The 16441-nt window shown below is 48.3% G+C and carries 12 protein-coding genes, 2 rRNA genes and 1 riboswitch; all 14 genes read right to left on the bottom strand.

Going from position 1 to position 16441, the window contains the following annotated elements:
* Positions 1 to 57: 57 nt before the first annotated feature.
* Entirely contained in the window at positions 58 to 3264 is a 3207-nt protein-coding gene (locus tag GT1_RS16735) for an AAA family ATPase (protein ID WP_188399668.1), read from the bottom strand.
* Positions 3261 to 4535 carry an exonuclease SbcCD subunit D gene (locus GT1_RS16730; RefSeq protein WP_075752092.1) on the bottom strand — a complete coding sequence of 425 codons (1275 nt, stop codon included), beginning with the start codon at positions 4533 to 4535 and terminating at the stop codon, positions 3261 to 3263. The genes GT1_RS16735 and GT1_RS16730 overlap by 4 nt, the downstream gene beginning before the upstream one ends.
* A gap of 314 nt (positions 4536 to 4849) precedes the next feature.
* Positions 4850 to 5410, bottom strand: a complete 561-nt coding sequence (locus GT1_RS16725; RefSeq protein WP_198930876.1) for a GNAT family N-acetyltransferase — start codon at positions 5408 to 5410, stop codon at positions 4850 to 4852.
* Positions 5411 to 5580: 170 nt separating this feature from the next.
* On the bottom strand, positions 5581 to 6357 hold the full coding sequence (locus tag GT1_RS16720; protein WP_075752090.1) for an IclR family transcriptional regulator: 777 nt from the start codon (positions 6355 to 6357) through the stop codon (positions 5581 to 5583).
* A 125-nt stretch (positions 6358 to 6482) separates the two neighbouring features.
* Positions 6483 to 7751, bottom strand: a complete 1269-nt coding sequence (locus GT1_RS16715; RefSeq protein WP_075752088.1) for a lactate racemase domain-containing protein — start codon at positions 7749 to 7751, stop codon at positions 6483 to 6485.
* Positions 7752 to 7987: 236 nt separating this feature from the next.
* Positions 7988 to 8908: a ketopantoate reductase family protein gene (locus tag GT1_RS16710; RefSeq protein WP_075752086.1), complete on the bottom strand. Its 921-nt coding sequence runs from the start codon at positions 8906 to 8908 to the stop codon at positions 7988 to 7990.
* Positions 8909 to 9190: 282 nt separating this feature from the next.
* Positions 9191 to 10150, bottom strand: a complete 960-nt coding sequence (locus tag GT1_RS16705; RefSeq protein ID WP_188399667.1) for a bile acid:sodium symporter family protein — start codon at positions 10148 to 10150, stop codon at positions 9191 to 9193.
* 272 nt (positions 10151 to 10422) lie between these two features.
* Positions 10423 to 11259 carry a 3-methyl-2-oxobutanoate hydroxymethyltransferase gene (panB, locus tag GT1_RS16700; RefSeq protein ID WP_188399666.1) on the bottom strand — a complete coding sequence of 279 codons (837 nt, stop codon included), beginning with the start codon at positions 11257 to 11259 and terminating at the stop codon, positions 10423 to 10425.
* 327 nt (positions 11260 to 11586) lie between these two features.
* Positions 11587 to 12405 (bottom strand): MetQ/NlpA family ABC transporter substrate-binding protein, encoded by an 819-nt coding sequence (locus tag GT1_RS16695; RefSeq protein WP_188399665.1) that lies wholly within the window; start codon positions 12403 to 12405, stop codon positions 11587 to 11589.
* A gap of 183 nt (positions 12406 to 12588) precedes the next feature.
* On the bottom strand, positions 12589 to 13785 hold the full coding sequence (locus GT1_RS16690; protein ID WP_373325898.1) for a pyridoxal phosphate-dependent aminotransferase: 1197 nt from the start codon (positions 13783 to 13785) through the stop codon (positions 12589 to 12591).
* Between the two features lie 58 nt (positions 13786 to 13843).
* Positions 13844 to 14497, bottom strand: a complete 654-nt coding sequence (locus GT1_RS16685; protein ID WP_075752078.1) for a methionine ABC transporter permease — start codon at positions 14495 to 14497, stop codon at positions 13844 to 13846.
* Positions 14466 to 15521, bottom strand: a complete 1056-nt coding sequence (locus GT1_RS16680; RefSeq protein ID WP_075752076.1) for a methionine ABC transporter ATP-binding protein — start codon at positions 15519 to 15521, stop codon at positions 14466 to 14468. Before GT1_RS16680 ends, GT1_RS16685 begins: the two co-directional genes overlap by 32 nt.
* A 162-nt stretch (positions 15522 to 15683) precedes the next feature.
* A riboswitch (SAM riboswitch) is annotated at positions 15684 to 15791 on the bottom strand.
* A gap of 215 nt (positions 15792 to 16006) precedes the next feature.
* Positions 16007 to 16123 (bottom strand): 5S ribosomal RNA (gene rrf / locus GT1_RS16675).
* 204 nt (positions 16124 to 16327) lie between these two features.
* Positions 16328 to 16441, bottom strand: a 23S ribosomal RNA gene (locus GT1_RS16670); the annotation flags it as partial.

Genomic DNA, 16441 nt, shown 5'->3' with positions numbered 1-16441 from the left:
TAACCTCCATCCAATTCACGATAATTAATTCGCCGACCAACCTGTGCCAAGCCTGCTTTATGCCTCTTCCAGATGAACCCGGCTGCCGCGTCCGGCCGGTTCTGCCGGTTCAACCAGCAAACGGCGGGGCATACGCTGTTTTAGCTCGGCCACATGGCTAATAACGCCAATGGTCAGGCGCTCCATATGCAATTTTTCCAGTGTCGACATGGCAACATCCAGCGCATATTGATCAAGCGAACCAAAGCCTTCATCCAGAAAGAAAAACTCCAGCGGATATTTGCCCTTGAGCTGAATCTGCACCGATAACGCCAAGGCCAGTGCCAGCGAGGCCTGGAAGGTTTCACCACCCGACAGTGTGCTAACCGGACGTCTTACCCCGCCATTGGCGTCGTCTCTAATCAGAAAGCCGCCGTCAGAACTCATTTCCAACGCATACCGGTGCTGGGTAATCTGCTTAAGACGGTCTGAGGCTTGCCTGGCCACCAGTTCCATCTGTTCCTGGGCTAAAAATTCAATAAACACATTGCCGCGCAGCAAGGTCTTCAGCGCCTGCAAACAATCCCTGCGGTCTTTAAGTTCAAGTCTGGCGGTTTCCAGCTCCGACCACCGCTGGTGTTTTGCCGACAGGTCACGATACTCTTTGTCGGCTTCGACCCGCTGTTCGGTAGCAGCATTTTTGTCTGCTTCGGCTGCGGCAGCCTGCCGGTTCACCAGCTCCCATTCGGTCTCAGTTATACTTCGTCCCTTAAGCCTGCCGGCCAGTTGCTCACTCTGGGCGGTCAGCCATTGCCCGGCTTCCGCATAGGTTTTGAGCAAACTCCGGTACTTTTCCTGGTCAGCCTCCGGCATAAGAGCGGCAGTCATAGCCGCAGCATCAGTAAATCCCTCTTCTGCCAACTTGGTATCAAACCGTATTTTCAGCATGTCCCGCCGTCCGGCGGCCTCCTGCCAGCTGGTATCGGCGCGGATACAGGCCTGTCCGGCTTCGGCCAAAGCCGCCGCGGCGTTGTTATAGCTTTCCTCTGCCAGCCGCTCTTCCCGGCGAACCGTCTCTAATTCCTGCCCGGCCCGGGCTAACAGCTGGCTGGCCGGTATTCCCCCGGTAACCGCATAGAGCTCCTGTCTTTTGGCGGCCAGCAGCTCGTTAAGGCTGGTCAGGCGTGCCGTCAGGGCTGCCAATTCTGCTTCCTCGCTTTGAGCTGCACGCTGCCAGCGGGTGATCTCAGTCTGACAAGCTTCATAATCCTGCCGGTGGCTGATTAGCTGTTTCACCAGGGTTTCAGCTAACCGGTCCTGCTCGGTAATGTATTCGTTTAGTTCGGATACCTGCGCAATTACCGTGCTAATGGCTGCGTCACCGGCTATCAGTTTGCCTGCAGCCTGCAGGGCTTTGACCAGTTGTTCCCGGGCGGCGGCAACCTGCTCCCGCACCTCCCGGTATTCATCTCTCACCGTATCCAATTCGGCCAACGCGCTCACAACCTGCTGACTCAACGTAGCTGCCGCTGTCCGGGCCTGATTCAGGTTCTGACGCTCAGCCGCCACGGCTTTACCGGCTTCGGCCAGACTTTGCGTCAGCTTGGCGATATGTTCTTTCGCGGCTGCTATTTCCTGTTCAAAGTTAACCTGGCTTGTAGCGGCGGCAACACTGACCAGCTGCGGATGGGCTGTCGAGCCGCATACCGGGCAGGGAGTGCCTTCCTTCAGTTCACCAGCCAGCCGGGCGGCTGCGGCCTGCTTTTCACCTGTTACCAGCAGGTCAAGCTGAGCGGCTGCCGCCTGCAGCTGTTCTTCAGCAGCTTTCGCCTCGGCAGCTTCCAGCTCATTAAGCTTACGCTCCGCCTGGCACAGTTGTTCTGCCGCTTGTTTCGCGGCCGTCTGCGCGTCATCGCAGTGCTGTTTCCGCAACACCCCGGCTTGCTTAATCTTGTCGGCTGACACCAGCTGCTGCTGCAATACATACGCTGCCTCCTGGCAGGCTTGCGCCTGCAGCCGCAGTTCGGCACCGATACTGGCCGCTGCCTGTTGTTGTTCAAGGTTTTTGATACCGGCTGTCAGTTCTTCGCTGCGCTTAGTTTGTTGTTTTACCGCCAGACAGGCTGCCTGGCAGGCAGCCTGCCGCGCCAGCAGCTGCTGCTCTAAGTCCGCTGCAGCCTGAGCCAGCTTGGCTGCCTCTGCCTCCAAACTGATAGCAGCCTCTAATTTCGCCTTCCGCTCAATCAGCCTGGGTTCCTGCTGCAGGCGCTTCTCCCGGGCCGCCGCATACACAGCCTGCAGCTTCTCAGTGTCTGCCGTCAGCCGGGTGACTTGCCCGGTTATCTGTTGTTTACTTTTGGCCGCAGCCTGCTCACAGGCGTCACTGGCTGCTAATTCTTCCCATATAAGTGCTGCCCGCCCGGCCTTTTCCGCCATTTCGAGGGCAGTTGCCGCCGCTTTGATTTCCTGGTCCCGCTGCCGGTGCGCAGCAAGCTCTGCCTGTTTTTGGATCAGCTCCTGCTGCAGCGCAGTTACCTCTTTGGCCTCTGTATATTGCTGCTGCGCCGCCTGATGCCGCCTTACTGCCGCTTCCTCCGCCTGCCTGGCTGCTGCCAGCATGGCCAACACCTGCGCCACTGCCGCCGGCGAGGCATCCCCCAGCCCTTTCTGTTCACTTTCCACTTCAATATAGCCTGTTTCGGCAGTGGCAAACCGGTCATTTACTTTTTTTATCAATATATTGCCGTATTGTTCCAGCGAGAACAGCCGTTGCAGCATCTCGCGCCGCTCTTTGCCGCCCAAGTTGAGAAATTCGGCAAACTTTCCCTGCGGCAATACTACCGCTTTGGTAAAGTCTTCTTCCCGCAGGCCAAGCAGCTGTGTTACCTGTTCGGTAACCTCACGCTCCTTATCGGCAAGCACTTCTTCGCCGGTAGCTGTTACCACCACAAGGCGGCTATGAGTATTGCCGACAGCTAACTGGTCTTTGCGGACATACCGCCGTTCGACCCGGTAGACATGACGGGCCGTTCCCTGCCCCAGCGAAAAGGTCAGTGATACTTTTACATGCTTTTCCGCATGATTTAAAATTCCCTGGGTGCGCCGCCCGGCTCTGACCACCGTACCGTACAAAGCCAGCGTCATGGCATCAAGAATAGACGATTTGCCGCTGCCTGTCGGGCCAAAAATACCAAACACGCCCAATTCACTCAGTTTGTCAAACGGGATCTCCTGTTCTTCGCGGAAACTATGCAGTCCGGCAATTTTGAGTGCTATCGGTTTCATCCTGCCGCCTCCCCGCTGTCATGGCCTTCGTTGTCAGCGGCATCCTCTGACAGAATACTTTGGCTTAACTCCAGAAACATTTCCACCAGTTTATCATCCGGTCTGAGTCCACCGTTTTGCCGTTCATAAAACCGGATAAACAGCTCATTGAGCGGCATACTGTTCAGTCTGGCCGGTTCCTGCCCCGTCCTGTCCTCCTGTAAATTAAACACCGGGCGGATAGTAACAAACCCGGGGTGCATGGCCCTGAGCTCCTGGATTTCATCCAAGGCCAGCGCCTTAACAATTTCCAGTTCCACCTCAATCCAGGCATCACGGTCCCGCCCGTCGGCAACCCACTGCCGCACCTCAGCCAGACCACCGGCCGCCCGCCACCGGACCAGCGGCCGCCCTGACGCAACAGGCATTTCGCGGATATTGACATCTTTCCCCGGCAAAGCTTCAATAATGGTTACCGACTTAGCATAACCGGTCTCGGAAAAACTATAGGCCAGCGGCGAACCGGCATAACGGCAAGGTGCCGGAGTACCACCCACATATTGCGGCCGATGCAAATGCCCCAAGGCAATATATTGGGCATTTGCCGGGAAAATCAGCGGGTCGACGGCATATACGCCGCCTACTTGAATCTGCTGCTCAGAATCTGACTCAATGCCGCCACGCACATACAGATGGCTGACAGCCAAGTTGACTGTATCCGGCCTGTATCTGGCATTAAGCGCCCCGAACAATCCGGCCAGCCGGTCGTTATAGCCCTGGCGCAAATCTTTATCCTCAAGCGATTGCGCTACCAGTTCCTTCAACCGCCCTTCCGAAGGGTAAGGCAAGGCCGCGATAACGGCAGTATGCCCTACTCCCGGCACAGCCAGCTCCAGCCAGGCCTGGCCGCCGTCAACCCGGTATACCCGCCCTGCACCGGGCGAGGTTGGCCCAAGCTCTTCTTTCGGCAAGCCTGCCAGAGTTATGCCCAACCGTCCGGCCAATGGCGCTGCGGCGCACAGTCTGTCCGGATTATCATGATTACCAGCCACAATGACGACGCCGCGCCTGCCATGGTCTGCCAGACGGTCAACCGCATAGTAAAATAACTCTTCGGCTGCCGCGCTGGGATTGGGGCTCTGAAATACATCCCCGGCCACCAGCACAAGATCAATGCGCTCCTCAACGCAAATACCGCACAGTTCCTCAACAAAAGCCACCTGCTCGGCCAGTCTGTCCCGTCCTTCAATTGTCTTGCCGAAATGCCAGTCGGCTGTATGTAAAATTCTCATGGTTTCTCCCTTTAATCAATAGTTAACCGCCCAACTAGGGACATAACCTCCTGCTTTTATGCCCCAAAAACGCAGGAAAGCCGGAAGTGTTAACGCAAGTTAGTCATTGGATAAAAGTGCGCAAAAAACAATAGCTTTGAAAGGATTTTCGCCCCATGAAAAGTAAATTCCTGCTCCAGGAAAAGTCAAACATTTACTCCCTGCTGCTAATGGACAGCATTCTGAAAACAAAAAAACGAGGTTGCTAAAAATAAGCACTACACTTATCAATAACCCCATCCCCACTGACACTTATATTGTTCAGTAGCCGATTTTTATACCAATCCACTATTATTTTTTAATATAGAATACATCATTAAATCGATAAAATTGCCTTTTACTTGCTCATACTGCCGAAGAAGACCTTCTTCCTGAAACCCAAGCTTCATTAAAACCTTTCGGGATACTGTATTTTCTGGCTCAACAAGTGCCTGAATACGATTAAGTGCCATTATTCCAAAACCATGGGAAATGAGTCCTGCCAATGCCTCTGTCATAAACCCTTGACCCCAATGCTGCTTTCCCAGTTCATAGCCAATCTCGGCCCGCTGATTTTCTTTATCCCAATTATTAAATCCGCAAGTACCCAGAATTTGTTTGCTGCCTTTACATACTATACTCCAGCGAAAAGCTTTTTCGCTGTCTGCGAGAGAGTTTAACAAACCGATCATGTCTTCTGCTTGCTTTATACTCTCAAACCCAAGTATATTCATATATCTGGTAACGTCTTTATCAGACCAGTATTCATATAAGACAGACGCATCTGTAATTTCCATCTTCCGAAGCAATAGACGTTTAGTTTGTATTTCCGAAAATACATTTTTTCCAGCAGCCAATATTTATTCTCCTTTCAAATTAACTTCACAGCACAATCAACATATACTTATTAAAAAGCAGTCACTAAATACCGATTTTATTCGGAATTTATGACTGCTTCTTGCCGGCTGGACACAGGCTTGCAGAGATGGTATTTGTCCCACTCTGGAACAACCGGCTCACTCCACCGCTAACCAGAATGGCCCAGCAGCATAGAGATATTGCGGGCACTTTCCTTTACTAATGGGAAAAAACTGGCAATTACTTCATCGGTTATCCGTATAGCCGGGCCGGCAACACTGATAGCGGCCCTGACCTTCCCGGAATGATCAAAAATCGGTGCCGCCAGACCGCGAATACCGGGTAAATAATATTCGTCGTCAATCGAGTAGCCTTGTTCTCTAATTATCGTCAATTGCTGCTTAATTACACTAAGATCAGTAACCGTATTGGGAGTATGTTTCGTAAATTGACCTGCTTGTAGGGTCTGGTCAAGCAGTCTATCTACGGCAGCAGGGCTCATGAAGGCAAGCATGGCAAGCCCTAAGGCAGTACAAAAAGCCGGGAACCGCGTTCCGACATCCAGTCCAATCCGCAGCGGTTCGCGGCTCTCAATCCGGTCAATATACATCACCGTATAGTTATCCAGAACCGCCAGGTTTACTGTCTCCTTGGTAACCGCAGCCATTTGTTCCAGATAGGGATGAGCCGTTTTGCGAATCCCGATTTTATTAACTACTCTATTGCCTATCTCAAATAACTTGAAATTAAGTTTATACTTTTCTGAAGCTGTTTGTTCAACATAACCGTGAAGCCGCAGCGTAGTAAGTATCCGGTAAACGGTTGCCTTTCCCAAACCAAGTTCTCTGCTCAGTTCGCTGACACCCATTTCCTCAACCCTGCTCAAGGTTTCTAAAATAGTCAGTGCCTTCTCGACAGAATGTACTACCATTGAGGAATCATTCATCCTAGGCTCTCTCCTGAATAAAAATATTAAAACCCTCTCAACTGCGTCGAAAAAGCGGCTTGCCGAAGAGTATGATTTCTATTCAATTTTATAGTACAGTTTATTTTCTGTCAAATATTACTATATTATGGCATACTGACAGCAGGTAGTTTCCAGGATAAATTACCATCAGCCGCAAATGGCAGCATCGCCAAACCGGCGATAACCTCAATATTAGGATTGCCGCGAATCTCAGGCAGCAGCGCTTCGGAAATATAGAATTTTTCTAACTCCAGCGTATTTTTTATCCAGACCATTCTGGCATTTTCCTGCGTTACCGGCCCGCAAAGCATAAGTGCAGCAGTAATTGCGTCCTTATCGGATTCCATCGTAATCGGCACCCTGCCTTTTTCCGGGACCGAACCAGCCAGACAATTAATGGCCGTGGCCTTATAATCAATTTTATCCACCAGCCGGCGGGTTGTTAAATCAGCCATGCCAATACCCACTGCATTGCCATAAGTATCCTCCGCCAAATCCAGCGCCACAATCCGCGTGTATTTAGGAAATTCAGCTTCCGGTTCAGCCACATTATACATCCTGCCGACTACATTGGTGTCCATGCCTGTGCCGGATATCTTTTTGCCGATTTCCTGAACAATAACTACGTCTAGCGTAACAAAAGGAATCCGGGCCATCATTTTTTTTGCTTCCCGCAATAACTCTTTCTCGGTTTCTTCCAATTGGTCCGGTTTTGCTGCTTTAATAATAGCTGTTTTATGATAAAAATTCTCTACCAAACCCAGACCGAACAACACCGGTGCCTTTTGCAAAACAAATCGCGCCACCACCGGTATCACCTGATTGAAGCCGCGCTGTACGGCAAACCGGTGCGCCATTTGCGCACCTTGATGATTTCCAAGGCCAATGGTAATGAGTTTCATCATCCCGCTTTCAATAGCTCCGTCAAAATCAGTGTGCGCTTTAACCCGGTGCACCAAAACAATACCGTCAGATTCAACGGCAATTTTATCAATCAGGACAGGAATACCGGTTGCGGTGGTTCCAAGCTGCACTACCTCCATAGAGGAACAGATAGGCACACCCATGTTTTTTTCGGTTATTCCCAGTGTTTCAAGAACCATTATCTGCCCTTCGGCGGTGGCACTGCCATGACTGCCCATTGCCGGAACAATAAAAGGTTTGGTACCCAGGGCTTTCAGTTCATCTGCTATGGTTTTTACCACCAAGGCATGATTGGAAATTCCCCTGCTGCCTACAGCAATGGCAATGCGGGCTTGGCCGGGCAGCTTCAGGTTCAAGGCCGCTATTTCCTGCCTGACCACTGTTACCACGTCTTCAATAACAGGTATATCTGAACTTTGCTTTACTAATGCCATTCTGGGAAAGCGCATACCATTCCCTCTTTCACTTTATTTATAAATGGAAACTTGATTCAGATGGGGTTTTAACCCCATCTGAATCTTAGCCGGAATTATCCAGGGACTTAGCCGCTCTTAACTCCCGCTTGCAGAAGCGAGAGTCTTAGAGCGGGTTAGTCATCGGATAAATTGTTATTCCTCCCATAGGAATGAGTTCCTGCCTAACTTAATCCGGGGTTTTGCGCAAAGGCAAAGACCTGCTGAGGTCTTTAAATTTTTCCCCGTTTTTCAATAGCCTTGACCAGCTTAGTCAATGTCTCGTTTACCGGTGTGGGAATACCTAGTTTCTGTCCTTCTGCCACAATTGCACCATTAATGGCAAGTACCTCTGTCCGGGAGCCGCGTTCCACATCTTGCCGCATAGAGGCTTTGTTATTATAGGTTCCCCTAGCAACCCCCCGTACATGTTCCAGAATATTCTCCGTCATGAATTCAATTCCTTTAGCCTTAGCTACAGCCGCACCTTCCGCCACCGCAGCAGCCTGAAGACTTTTTGTTTCCTCGTGCTCCAGCAATTGCCCGTTTGTCAGCAGGGTAATGGCGCCAAGCGGATTAATGCCTACATTGACCAGCAGCTTTGTCCAGATCAGACTGTCGACATTCTGACTTGTATGCATTTCAACCCCTGCCTTAGTAAAGGCGGCAACTACCCTTTCCAAACGCGGAGTTATCCGGCCATCCAATTCGCCAATTGAGATTGATCCGGTTTCACTGGGTTTAATTCTGCCTGGTCCCAGGACAGTGCAACCGAAAGCCGTCGTACCGGCGATAATACGGCCGGCGCCCAGTACGGCAGATAGCGTCTCGACGTTTCCTACCCCATTTTGCACAGTAAGTACAATGGTATCAGGCCCGACGATTTTCAGGCAATCCTCAGCCGCTTGCTGATTATCATAGGCTTTAACCGAAAAAATAATCAAATCCGGCGTACCGGCCTCTTCGATATTGGTAGTGGCTTTTACTGTAAGTACTTCGGTACCGCTTTGCCTTTCGATAATCAGTCCTGCCGCTTGAATCGCCGCTACATGCTCCCGGTTAATATCAACAAAAGTCACTTCTTCACCGCTTTTACAGAGAAAAGAGCCAAACAAACCACCAATAGCTCCGGCGCCCACCACCGTAATCTTCATACTATAACACCTCTTCCTGCCAAAGTAATTTATCGTTTTCCGCCATATTTCCGGTTTCTCAGCCCCGTTGGTCCACTCTTTCACAGAAATCCGGATATACTGCCATAATCCGCTCTGACTGTTGTCAAGCCTGCCGGCATAACCCGTTAAATTCTCCCACTTGGGGTAACGAGCGAACATGTTCTGTATTAAAGAACAACGTTCGCTCGCTATAACAGGTTTTTAGCATGTTAATTAATGTTTGGTGCCAATTATAGACTTAATCTCAACCCTTACGGCAAATTACACGCCGGTTGAATCTGGTAAAGAACCATCGGTAGGCGGATTATTTGCCCAATAACCTGCAATAATAGAGCCGGTGAAATTATGCCATACACTAAAGATTGCACCCGGAACGGCGGCCAGCGGTTCTAAATGGGCTATCGCCAGCACAACTGCCAGTCCGGACATTTCAATGCCAATTTCAAAAGTAATAGCTCTTGCCTGACGTTCCCCCATACCAAGAGCCTTCGAAGCTCCATAACCTAAAAGCAAACCCAGAGCATTATGCATTGCAACAGCCGCAAATGCAATAAGAGCGACTGTTACCAGCTTGGAGGCGCTCATCGCAACTACAATTGCAATAGCCCAAATAATTGCAATTACCGAAATTACCGGGACAATCTTCATGATGCGGTCAACAAAGCTGCTAAACAAACCACGCAATACCATTCCCAATACAACTGGCCCCAGTACAATTTTTACTACATCCAAAAACATAGCCTGTGCACTGACATGAACTTCCGCTCCGGCAAGCAACATAAAGGTAGCAGGCAGCAAAAGCGGTGCCAAAATAATATTAAAACTGGAAACTGTCACAGACAAAGCCGTATCGGCTTTTGCCAGAAAACTCATTACATTAGAAGCCGTACCACTGGGACAGCAGCCCACCAGGATAAGTCCGGCAGCCAGGGCGGGAGGCAAGCCCAGCAGCTTTGCAACACCCCAGCCTACTGTTGGCATAATTAAATACCGGAGTACAATACCGATAATAACATCTTTAGGTCTGGATAATACCAGCTTAAAGTCATCTACCGACATGGACAGCCCCATCCCCAGCATGATAGTTCCCAGCAGATAAGTTACCAGCGGTCCCTGATGTTTGATTGTATCCGGATACAAAAACGCCAGACCGGAAAAGAAGATAAGCCATACGGGAAATAATTTTGTAATTGTCATAGCAATTTTTTCTAAAAACGCCATTTATTGTTTTCCTCCATTTCCTTGCTTTAAATTGGTTTTGCTCAACTACACTCATGTATAATTTGATACCTGCTGCCCACCATTTTTAAGCCAGGTTGTCTAACTATATATTCCAATATGGCTCTTCTTACTTTCCAGTCTGTCACCGCAACAGGATTAAACTACGCATAAAGAAACTTGGCTTACGCAATCTGGCGATAAGCGGTAAGCCGCTGTTATTCTTATCGTGGAATTTGGGCTGACAAATCACATCACTAAACCGTCTGGTTTGCTTAATACAAATTCTTTAAATCTTCCTCTGCCATACCAAAAGAGTGTTCCGGTCCGGGGAAAACGCCAGCCTGAGTTTCCTGATAAAAGGAATTTAGTGCATCTACCATTTGCGCATTGAGCTTGGCATATTGTTTTACCATCTTAGGTACAAACCGGTCGAACATTCCCAGTAAATCCTGAGTAACCAGCACCTGCGCGTCACAATAGGGTCCTGCTCCGATTCCCATAGTAGGAATGGACAGTTCCTCTGTAATTCGTTTAGCTACCGGTGCAGGTATGCATTCCAATACGATGGCAAAAGCACCGGCCTGCTCAAGCGCTTTTGCATCTTCGATTAATTGCTTTGCAGCCTCCGCATCTTTGCCCTGGACCTTAAAGCCGCCCAATTGACCTGCGGTTTGCGGTGTCAGGCCAATATGACCCATAACCGGAATGCCGCCCTTCACCAATGCTTCTACGATGTGTGCAACATTTTTGCCGCCTTCCAGTTTAATGGCATCTGCACCGCCTTCTTTCATAATGCGGTTAGCATTACGGGCAGCGTCTTCAATTCCCGTATTGTAAGAGCCAAACGGCATGTCCCCAACAACAAAAGTATTTGGTGCTCCTTTGACCACAGGTTTGGTGTGATGAATAATATCCTCCATCGTAACCGGTACAGTACTGTCATATCCCAATACCGTCATCCCCAGCGAATCACCCACCAGAATCATTTCAATCGGAGTTTTTTCAATTACAGAAGCCAGTAAAACATCATAAGCGGTGATCATTGTGAACTTTTTTTCCTTGCCCTTCATTGCCTTACATTGTGGAATTGTAATTTTTACCTTTGCCATAGATATCCTCTCCTTCGAAAATATACTTATTGTCCCGCTTTACGCGAAACAGGGAAAACATTTTTGTTTCACTATACGAAACGATCGTTTCGTATTTTTTCGAAAAAATTTACTTGGTTTACCCAAGTTGAATTTTTATATAGTTTTTAAATATTTGACAGACTATTTTGTTATTTAGCCAAATTGTATAGCTTTCATCATTATTTGTCAAGAGTTTTTTGTATATGCCAGGCTATTGTCATACGCCATCTGTAATAAAAAAACCACGGTCAATTGAAGTAAGCTTGTTCCCTTCATTTACCGTGGTTTTTACATTTGCTTAATCGATTACCAAGCTGCTATTACCGAGCTTTTAAAGTGCTCTTCAATAAATTTCTTAACTTCTTCGGACTGGTATACTTTAATAAGCTTAGCTATCGCCGGATTGTCTTTATCTTTAGACTTAACCGCAATAATATTGGCATAAGGCGAGTTGCCGTCTTCCATCGCCAGGGCATCCTTATTTGGAACCAAACCGGCAGTCATGGCATAATTGGTATTAACGGCTGCCAGATCTACATCTTCCAGCGACCGCGGTACTTGAGCGGCATCCAGTTCTTTAATCTTAAAGTTCTTGGGATTCTCGGCAATATCAGCCGCAGCCGCCTTAAGCCCGGCACCGGCTTTAAGCTTGATTAGCCCCTGTTGTTCCAGCAGCAGCAAGGCACGCCCGCCATTAGTGGGATCATTGGGAATAGCAATGGTTGCGCCTGGCTTAAGTTCGCTGATGGCTTTGACTTTTTTAGAATAAATGCCCATCGGGAATATAACTGTTTTAGCTACCGATACCATATCATATTTACGGTCTTGCACCATATTGTCAAGGTATGGCTGGTGCTGAAAGCTGTTGGCATCAATATCACCTTGATGTAATGCCACATTGGGCTGAACATAGTCGTTAAATTCAACGACTTCAATTTTTAAGCCTTCTTTTTCCGCGATTTTTTTGACAACATCCATAACTTCAGCATGCGGACCGGCGGTCACGCCCACTTTTAGCGGCTTATCTGCTGCCGGAGCCGTCGCTTGCTTGCCGCAGCCGGCCAGCCCGGCCACTGATAAGGTTAAAATAGCAGCTAATGCAATTTGTTTTATATATTTTTTCATTTTTATCTCTCCTTGTGTTATGATGAGGTTCTTCGCTACCGCTCAGAACTAAGCGATTCGCACATGTTTCTGCGTCGCTATCACTCCTAAAAACTTGGCTCTCTGCTTATCGCTACCGCTCAGAACTAAGCGATTCGCACTAGTTTCCGCGTCGCTATCACTCCTAAAAACTTGGCTCTCTGCTTATCTGCTTATAAGCTTCTGCAACCGTTCAGCAGCAGCGCTTAAGGTTTCAAACTTTTTGCAGAAACAGAACCTAATCAGTTTTTTACCGGCTGTGCTTTCCGCCCGGAAGAAACTCGAACCCGGAACAACAGCAACCCCAATCTCGCTGGCCATATATTTAGCAAAAGCAACGTCATCATCCCAGCCGAACGGGGTAATATCAGCCATAATATAATAAGCGCCCTGTGGTCTTACGCAAGTAAAACCAACCTTCTCTAAAGCGGTAAGCAAATAGTCGCGGCGTTCACGGTAGAAACCGGATAGCTCTTCATAGTATTCTGCGCCAAAAGTAAAGGCGGCGGCGGCGGCCACCTGTAGCGGAGCAGCGGCGCCTACTGTAAGAAAGTCATGCACCTTCCGGACAGAGGCGGTAATCTCAGCAGAAGCCTGAACATACCCAATCCGCCAGCCGGTAACACTAAAGGTCTTTGAAACGCTGTTTACCGCAATTGTACGCTCCGCCATTCCCGGCAAAGTCCATAGCGGAATATGTTTGGTATTGTCATATAAAATATGTTCATAAATCTCGTCATTAATAGCAAGTACATCATGTTTGATACACAGTTTGGCAATCAGTTCCAATTCCTCGCGGTTAAATACTTTACCTGTAGGATTGTTGGGAGTATTAATAATAATCGCTTTGGTTTTATCGGAAAATGCAGCAATCAGTTCCTCACGGTTAAAGTTAAATTCCGGTGGGGTCAAGCTGACATATTTGGGCACAGCCCCACATAAAATTACGTCAGCTCCGTAGTTTTCATAAAACGGTTCAAAGATAATAACTTCATCCCCAGGATTGACAGTAGCCAATAGCGTGGCGATCATGCCTTCCGTAGCACCGCAACACACAGTCAGTTGACGTTCCGGATCGATGGTGACGCCATAATCCCGCTCCACTTTGGCGGCAATGGCATCACGCAACCCTTTCGTTCCCCAGGTTACCGCGTATTGATTGTGGTCTTCCATAACAGCCTTTACAGCAGCCTGCTTAATGGCTTCCGGGGCCGGGAAATCGGGAAAGCCCTGTGCCAAATTAATGGCATTATGGGCCGCGGCAATCCGGCTCATTTCCCTGATTACTGATTCGGTAAACTGTCTGGCTTTAGCTGAGGCGTAGCCGCCTTCGCCCATACTCTGAATAACATTTTGCACTATAAATACCTCCCAACTAATACAGTAACACCTTTGCAGGCCATTTGATTACAGACTTACATTATCTTTTATTTAATTTGTGAGCAAAGTAATCGCCACTTGACTGAACCATTTGTACCAAAGCAATAAGAATGACTACTGTTGCTAACATAACATCAGCTCTAAACCGCTGATAACCGTAGCGGATGGCCAAATCCCCCAAACCACCGCCACCAATCGCCCCTGCCATCGCAGAGTAACCAATAAGGCTAATAACTGTCAGCGTCAGCCCCAAAACAATGGACGGCATAGCTTCCGGAATGAGTACCTTCAATATAATCTGGCTGGGTGATGCTCCCATCGCTTGTGCCGCCTCAATAAGTCCTGCATCTACTTCTTTGAGAGCCGATTCGACAATACGGGCAACAAAGGGGGCGGCGGCAATAGTAAGCGGCACAATAGCAGCATTTGTGCCAATAGATGTACCGACAATAAGCCGGGTAAACGGGATGATGGCTACCATTAAAATAATAAACGGAGTTGACCTTGCAGCATTTATAATAGCTCCTAACGTCTGGTTCAACACCGGCTGCTCTTTAATATGTCCTTTACCGGTTATGACCAATATAACCCCAAGCGGAATCCCCAGGATTGCCGATACCAGCGAAGAAACCGCAACCATATATAATGTCTCACCCAATGCCTCAACCAGCAACATAAGCATGTCTTGCGACATAACCAATCACCTCTGTTCCTAAATCACGTGCTTGTAAATATTTTAATGCATTTTTGACATCCTCCGGTTCACCGGACAATTCAATGAGTAGCGTACCATATGGAGTGTCCTGCAGATGATCAATATTGCCTGAAATAATATTGGCATCAACAGCAAACCGCCTGATTAAACCGGCTATAACCGGCTCATTGGTGGCCGCGCCAAAGAAAGAAAGTCTTACGACAACATTACCGCCGGCTACCGGTTCCTCTGACAGCAATCGGCTCAACGCTTCCGGCACCTTGTTATTGATAACAGCCTTAATAAATTCCCGGGCAGTATCCGATTGCGGCCTGGTAAACACATCAAAAACCTTGCCTGTTTCCACAAGCTGACCGCCTTCAATCACGGCCACTTGGTCGCAGATAGCTTTAATGACATGCATTTCATGAGTTATCAGGACAATGGTAAGTCCCAGTTTCCGGTTAATGTCTTTAAGCAGCGCCAAAATGGATTCGGTTGTCTGCGGGTCTAACGCTGATGTTGCTTCATCACACAAAAGCACTTTAGGCTGACTGGCTAATGCCCGGGCAATGCCTACCCGCTGTTTCTGTCCGCCGCTGAGCTGAGCAGGATATACGTCCTTCTTATCAGCAAGACCAACCAAATCAAGCAGTGGCAAAACCAGCTTCTCCCGCTCAGCGCGACTGATACCGCCAAGTTCCAGCGGAAAAGCTATATTCTCAAGAACAGTACGCGAAGAAAGCAAATTAAAATGCTGAAATATCATGCCAATACTCTTGCGGGCTTCGCGTAACTGAGTCTCAGATAACGCAGTCATATCCTGACCATCAACAATTACCTTACCTGCAGTCGGCCGTTCTAAAAGATTGATACAACGGATAAGTGTGCTTTTGCCTGCACCGCTTTTACCGATAATCCCGTAAATCTCACCTTGTTCGATGGTAAGAGATACATTATCAAGAGCCTCTACCGGTCCCGCCTCTCCCTGATATATCTTCTGTAACCCGGTTAACGTAATCATGCTTGTATGTTTTCCTCCTTTAAGTAGTGAACCAAGTCTTTAGGAGCGTTAGCAACGCAAAAACTTGTGTGAGTCACTTAGTTCTGAGCGATAACGAACGAACATCCTTAAAAACAAAAAACCTCTTCGCAGAAGAAGAGGCATAATACACACACTATGCTATTCTCATCTGCCAGCCCCTTGCGGGTTGCAGGAATTGGCACCGTTTCGCATCTGCGATGGTTGCCGCGGCTTCATAGGGCCAGTCCCTCAGCCAACTCTTGATGAAAAATACTATATTAAGTTTATGAGTTATATTAACATAGGCTGTAAACCACTGTCAAGAATTATTTATATAAAAAGCTACTGCCGCACAAGCCTTCCCCTCACAGAAATCATTACAGAGCCAGGCAGAACATATTATTTATATATTTTCGCATGTAACAATTTACACCTTTAGCTTATATACAAAGTAAAAAGCACTCATTTTCATGAGTGCTTTTTACAACCAGCAACTTCCTAATCTCCCAGGCCGTTTCCAGCCAAGTACCTTCGGCGTTTATGGGCTTAACTACTGTGTTCGGGATGGGAACAGGTGGAGCCCCACAGCTATCGTCACTGGATTATGGCAAATACTTTATTAGTATTCCCTGATAAGCAGAGAACCAAGTTATTAGGAGCGTTAGCGACGCTAGAACTTGCGTGAATCGCTTAGTTCCAAGCGGAGCGCGGAACCTCCTAATCCTAGTATTCCCTGAAAACTTCACAGAAGAAAGATTACGCAATTAGATTCTATCAAATGTTTGCACTTGTGCAAACGAGGTATTTAAGTCAAGTCCTCGGCCTATTAGTACCAGTCAGCTACATGGATTGCTCCACTTCCACATCTGGCCTATCTACCTTGTCGTCTACAAGGGGCCTTACTTCTTTCGAATGACAGA

Source organism: Sporomusa sp. GT1 (assembly GCF_014634905.1).
GTDB lineage: Bacteria > Bacillota > Negativicutes > Sporomusales > Sporomusaceae > Sporomusa > Sporomusa sphaeroides.
Note: the sequence above shows the minus strand (reverse complement) of the source record. Positions and strands in the feature narration are given on the sequence as shown.